4 protein-coding genes, 1 pseudogene and 1 riboswitch are annotated in these 4,458 nt (G+C 68.8%); of the genes and pseudogenes, 3 read left to right on the top strand and 2 right to left on the bottom strand.

Features of this window, described 5'->3' with window-relative positions; translation table 11 throughout:
- The 3 genes and pseudogenes from Mterra_RS19120 to Mterra_RS19130 form a co-directional block, all read left to right on the top strand.
- Positions 1-180 (top strand): annotated as a pseudogene (locus tag Mterra_RS19120) (PIG-L deacetylase family protein); the annotation flags it as partial.
- A 234-nt stretch (positions 181-414) separates the two neighbouring features.
- Entirely contained in the window at positions 415-2,121 is a 1,707-nt protein-coding gene (locus Mterra_RS19125; protein WP_245971702.1) for an ABC transporter substrate-binding protein, read from the top strand.
- A gap of 116 nt (positions 2,122-2,237) precedes the next feature.
- Positions 2,238-2,321: riboswitch (cyclic di-GMP riboswitch) on the top strand.
- 133 nt (positions 2,322-2,454) lie between these two features.
- Positions 2,455-3,216, top strand: coding sequence for a metallophosphoesterase family protein (locus Mterra_RS19130; RefSeq protein WP_119316577.1), 762 nt, complete (start codon positions 2,455-2,457; stop codon positions 3,214-3,216).
- 161 nt (positions 3,217-3,377) lie between these two features.
- Here the strand turns inward: Mterra_RS19130 and Mterra_RS19135 are convergent, their stop codons facing one another.
- Entirely contained in the window at positions 3,378-3,641 is a 264-nt protein-coding gene (locus Mterra_RS19135) for a DUF3208 family protein (RefSeq protein ID WP_119316578.1), read from the bottom strand.
- Between the two features lie 69 nt (positions 3,642-3,710).
- Positions 3,711-4,458: alanine racemase (gene alr / locus Mterra_RS19140; protein ID WP_119316580.1), on the bottom strand; the 748-nt coding region annotated here is incomplete at its 5' end.

Genomic DNA, 4,458 nt, shown 5'->3' on the forward strand with positions numbered 1-4,458 from the left:
CCCACGCACCACCGGCCCCTCCCCGTCCCCGTGCTGACCCAAAAGCTCAGGGCCATGGCCCAGCACCGCACCCAGGCCCTCTCGGTGCTCGGCTTCATGGACCGCTCGGCCGAGCGGCTGGCGAGGGAGACCTTCCACCTGGCGGGCTACCGGGGCGAGCCGCAGGGCGAGCTGCTGTAGGGCGCCGGCCCCCTGAGGACGATGAGCGCCCTCGAGCGCCCTGCTCGGGGGCGCTTTGGGCTAGCGCATCCTCCTGACGGCTGAGGGGGCTCATTCGACCGTAATGGCCTTAAAACCACACCTTCGCCCGATTGAGCCGGCCTGATTTCGTGCGATAGTGCGCTTCGCACTCCCGAGGGAGAGCGTTCGCTTGTGGCACAGGAGGAGATGAGGTTGAGAACGCAAACTACCCGCTTGTTGGCTGTAGGCGTGCTGTTGAGCGGCTTGGGGCTGGCGGCCGTGCCGGCCAACACCCTGCTCATCCAGCAGTCGGCGGACATCCCCACGCTCGACCCGGGCGAGACCTACGACACCTCCTCGGGGCAGGTCGTCGAGAACGTCTACGAGACCCTGCTGACTTATAAGGGCAAGAGCGTGGCCGAGCTCCAGCCGCTGCTGGCGACGTCCTGGAGCGCCTCGAGCGACGGCCGCACCTACACCTTCACCCTGCGCCGGGGCGTGAAGTTCCACTCGGGCAACGAGTTCACCTGCGCCGACGCGGAGTACAGCCTGCGCCGCAACCTGGTGACCAACAACCACAGCTCGGGCAACTGGTTCCTTTCCGAGAGCCTGCTGGGCACCGCGTCCAACGCCAAGGACGACCCGAGCATCACCTGGGCCAAGATCGCCGCGGCCGTGAGCTGCAACGCCAACGGTCAGCTGGTGCTCAAGCTGCCCAAGGCCGACCCCGCGCTCCTGGTCAAGCTGGCCTTCGCCGGCAACTCGGTCGTGGACAAGAAGCACGCCGTCTCCATCGGCGAGTGGGACGGCACCGAGGCCACCTGGAAGGACTGGGTTGACCGCGAGCTCACCGAGTCGGCGCTCTCACAGAAGCCCAGCGGCACCGGCGCCTACCGCCTGGTGCGGCGCGACGCCAACACCACCGTGCTGCAGGCCTTCGACGGCTACTGGGGCGGCAAGCCCAAGCTGCAGAACGTGATCGTCCAGATCGTCAAGGAGCAGGCCACCCGCCTCGAGGCGCTGAAGAAGGGCGACGCCGACGTCGTCGAGACCGGGCCGCGGCCGGTGCTCGAGCAGCTCAAGGGCGTGGCCGGCCTCAAGGTCATCGACGGGCTGCCCAACGTCTCGGCCGCGGTCATCGCGATGAACCAGAACATCAAGGACCCCGGCGTGCTGGGCTCGGGCAAGCTCGACGGCAAGGGCATCCCCGCCAACTTCTTCTCCGACGTCAACGTGCGCAAGGCCTTCGCCTACTCCTTCGACTACGACCGCTACATCAAGGAGGTCCAGCTGGGCAAGGGCCTCCAGCGCACCATGGCGATGCCCGACACCTACTTCGGCTACGACGCCAAGCTCAGGAAGTACACCTACGACCCCAAGCAGGCCGAGGCGGCCTTCAAGAAGGCCTTCGGCGGGCAGCTCTGGAGCCGCGGCTTCGTGCTCAAGGCCCGCTACCGCGCGGGCTCGGCGGCCTCGCAGACGGCCATGGAGATCCTCAAGACCAACATCGAGAAGCTCAACCCCAAGTTCAAGGTCGAGCTCGAGCCCAAGACCTGGTCGGACTTCCTCAAGGACTCCCAGGAGGGCAAGGAGGCCATGATCCTCGTGAGCTGGGCCCCCGACTACGCCGACCCCGACAACTTCCTCTACACCTTCTACGCCTCGGACGGCTACTACAGCCCCCTGATGGGCCTGAAGGACGCCCAGATGGACCGCCTGCTCGAGCAGGCCCGCGCCACCACCGACCGGGCCAAGCGCGCGGCGCTGTACAGCCAGGTCGGGCAGCGCGCCTACGACCTCGCGCCCTCCATCCTGGTGCCTGCCGGGCAGGTCTTCATCGTGCACAGCGACAAGCTGCGCGGCATCGCCGAGAATTACAACCCCATGTTCTCGGGCATCACCGGCACCTTCTGGAAGAGCCTGAGCAAGGCCGGGCTCTGAACGGCCTTCTGACCCAGGGTCCCCCCGCGAGCAGCGGGGGGACTTGCCTTCGAGGGGCATTAATCACAGCTTCCAGGGCTTCCTCGAGCTAAGGTGCGAGCTGGAAGGGTTCGCCTTTCCGCCTCGGAGGCGAGGAAGCCTGTCCTGCACTTGGGCGCCTGGGACAGGCCGAGCCAGTGGCGCAACCGGCCGAGTCGAGCAAACCCGCACCGCTGCCCTGGGCGTTGGCAGCCTGTTCGAGGTTTTTCGGTCGGTGAGGCACCCAGCCTGGCCGACCGTGCCTTAATTTCGGCCGGACCCCCCAACGCCAGCCAGGCCCTAGCGAGGCCATTCATGCGCATCGGAATTCTCTCGGACATCCACGCCAACCTGCCCGCCCTGGCGGCGGCGCTGGGCTGGTTGTCCAAGCAACAGCTCGACGCCATCGTCGCGGTGGGCGACATCGTGGGCTACGGCCCCCACCCCAAGCCGGTCATCCGCATGCTCCAGCGCTTCAACGTGCACTGCATCGGGGGCGGCAGCGACATGCGCGTGGCCTTCCGGGTGCTCTCCAGCGCTCCCCGCAGCAGCATCTCCGACCTCACCCTGCGCTGGACCATCGCCCAGCTCGAGGAGCCGGAGATCGCCTTCCTCAAGGGCCTGCGCTACCGCCACCGCGTGCCGCTGGGCAGGGGACAGCTCATGGCCTTCCACGGCACCCCCGAAGACCCGGAGGTCAAGATCGACCTCGAGCTCCCCGCCGCCGACCTGCTGCCGCTGTTCGAGCGCTTCGACGCCTCCTGCATCGTGGCCTCGGGCAGCCACCTGCCCTTCCAGCGCTGGCTGGGCGACCGCCTGATCTTCGACCCCGGCTCGGTGGGCCTGAGCCTGGGCGGGGCCCCCGGCGCCGACGTGGCGGTGCTCGAGGACACCCCCCAGGGCCTCAAGGTCCAGTTCAAGAAGCTCCCCTACGACACCGAGTGGGTGGCCCAGGACATGGCCCTCGTCGGCTTCCCCCCGCCCCTCATCGAGGCGATCCGGCAGGGCTCCTTCACCCCTTCCGACCAGCCCGCCTCCAACGCGACCATCGAGTGGGTGCCGGCGGTGCACGGGTAGGGTTGGCGGGCACGGGTCGTACGTCCTGCGCCCTACGTCGAACGCCAAACGTCGAACGCCGAATGCCGAACGCAAGACGCAAAACGCCGGTCGTGCGTCCTACGTCCTACGCCGTACGCAAAACGCAAGACGCAAAACGCAAGACGCAAGACGTTTTGGCCCTAGACCCCCGATCCTGGACCCTCGACAAACCGCGGAGCACGGGGCCCTAAACCCATCCCCCTTCTGGCGTCCGGCCTTAGGCGTTGGGCGTTGGGCGTGCCGTCCTGGAAGAAGGCGAAGGGCGGGCGCACGGGGTCGATGAGCAGGTGAACGGGGCCGTCCTCGAGCCCCTCCCCCAGCCGCGCGGGCAGGGCCTGCTTGGGGTCGAACTCGAGCGCTTTGGGGTGCCAGAGGTAGCCCTGGAAGAGCTTCACGCCCCTCATGAGCCCTCCGGCGCGCCCGGGTCGCGGGCGAAAGGCGAGTGATCCGGGTGATGCATGCCTTTTACGCTATCACGCGTCCGCGCGGGCCACTTCCACCCCGCCGCGCAGGTAGACCCGGGGCAGCCGCGCCGCCAGCCGCACCGCCGGCTCGTAGCTCACCGTCCCGGTGAGCTCGGCCCAGCCCCACAGGCTCGAGCTGGGGTGGAAGTCGGGGGTGACCACCTCGAAGACGGTCTCGAGGCTCACCGGCCCGGGGACGCGCACGGTGATCTGGTCCATGGAGATGCGGCCCACCACGGGGTGGTTGTGCCCCTCGAGCCGCACCGTGGCCCGGTTGTAGAGCAGGCGCGGCATCCCGTCGGCGTAGCCCACGGGCAGGGTGGCGATCCACTCGTGGCCCTGCGTGGTGTAGAGCCCGCCGTAACCGATGGGGTGGCCGGGGGGCAGGCACTTGACTAAGGTGGGCCGGGCCAGCAGGCGGGCGACGGGCTCCAGGCCCACGCCGGGCCACAGCCCGTAGAGCGAGATCCCGGGCCGGACGGCATCGTAGGCGGCTTCGGGGTAGTTCAGGATGCCCGCGGTGTTGGCGAGGTGGTAGAGGTAGCCCGCCCCCCACGCCGACCGCACCGCCTCGAAGTGCGCGATCTGGCTGCGGGTCCACGCGTCGTTCTCCTCGGCGTCGGCGAAGTGGGAGTAGTGCCCGCCGACCTCGAGCCCCTCCAGCCCCTCCAGCGCGGCCTTTACCCGCGCGGCGTCCTCCCAGGGGAAGCCCACCCGCCCCATCCCGGTGTCCCACTTCACGTGCGCCACGGCCCGC

The sequence above is a fragment of the Calidithermus terrae genome (genome assembly GCF_003574345.1).
Classification (GTDB): Bacteria; Deinococcota; Deinococci; order Deinococcales; family Thermaceae; genus Calidithermus; species Calidithermus chliarophilus.

Bases quoted from the DNA above. Each gene is read 5' to 3' on its own strand.
- Mterra_RS19135 (WP_119316578.1), bottom strand. From the start codon at position 3,641: ATGAGGGGCGTGAAGCTCTTCCAGGGCTACCTCTGGCACCCCAAAGCG.
- Mterra_RS19130 (WP_119316577.1), top strand. From the start codon at position 2,455: ATGCGCATCGGAATTCTCTCGGACATCCACGCCAACCTGCCCGCCCTG.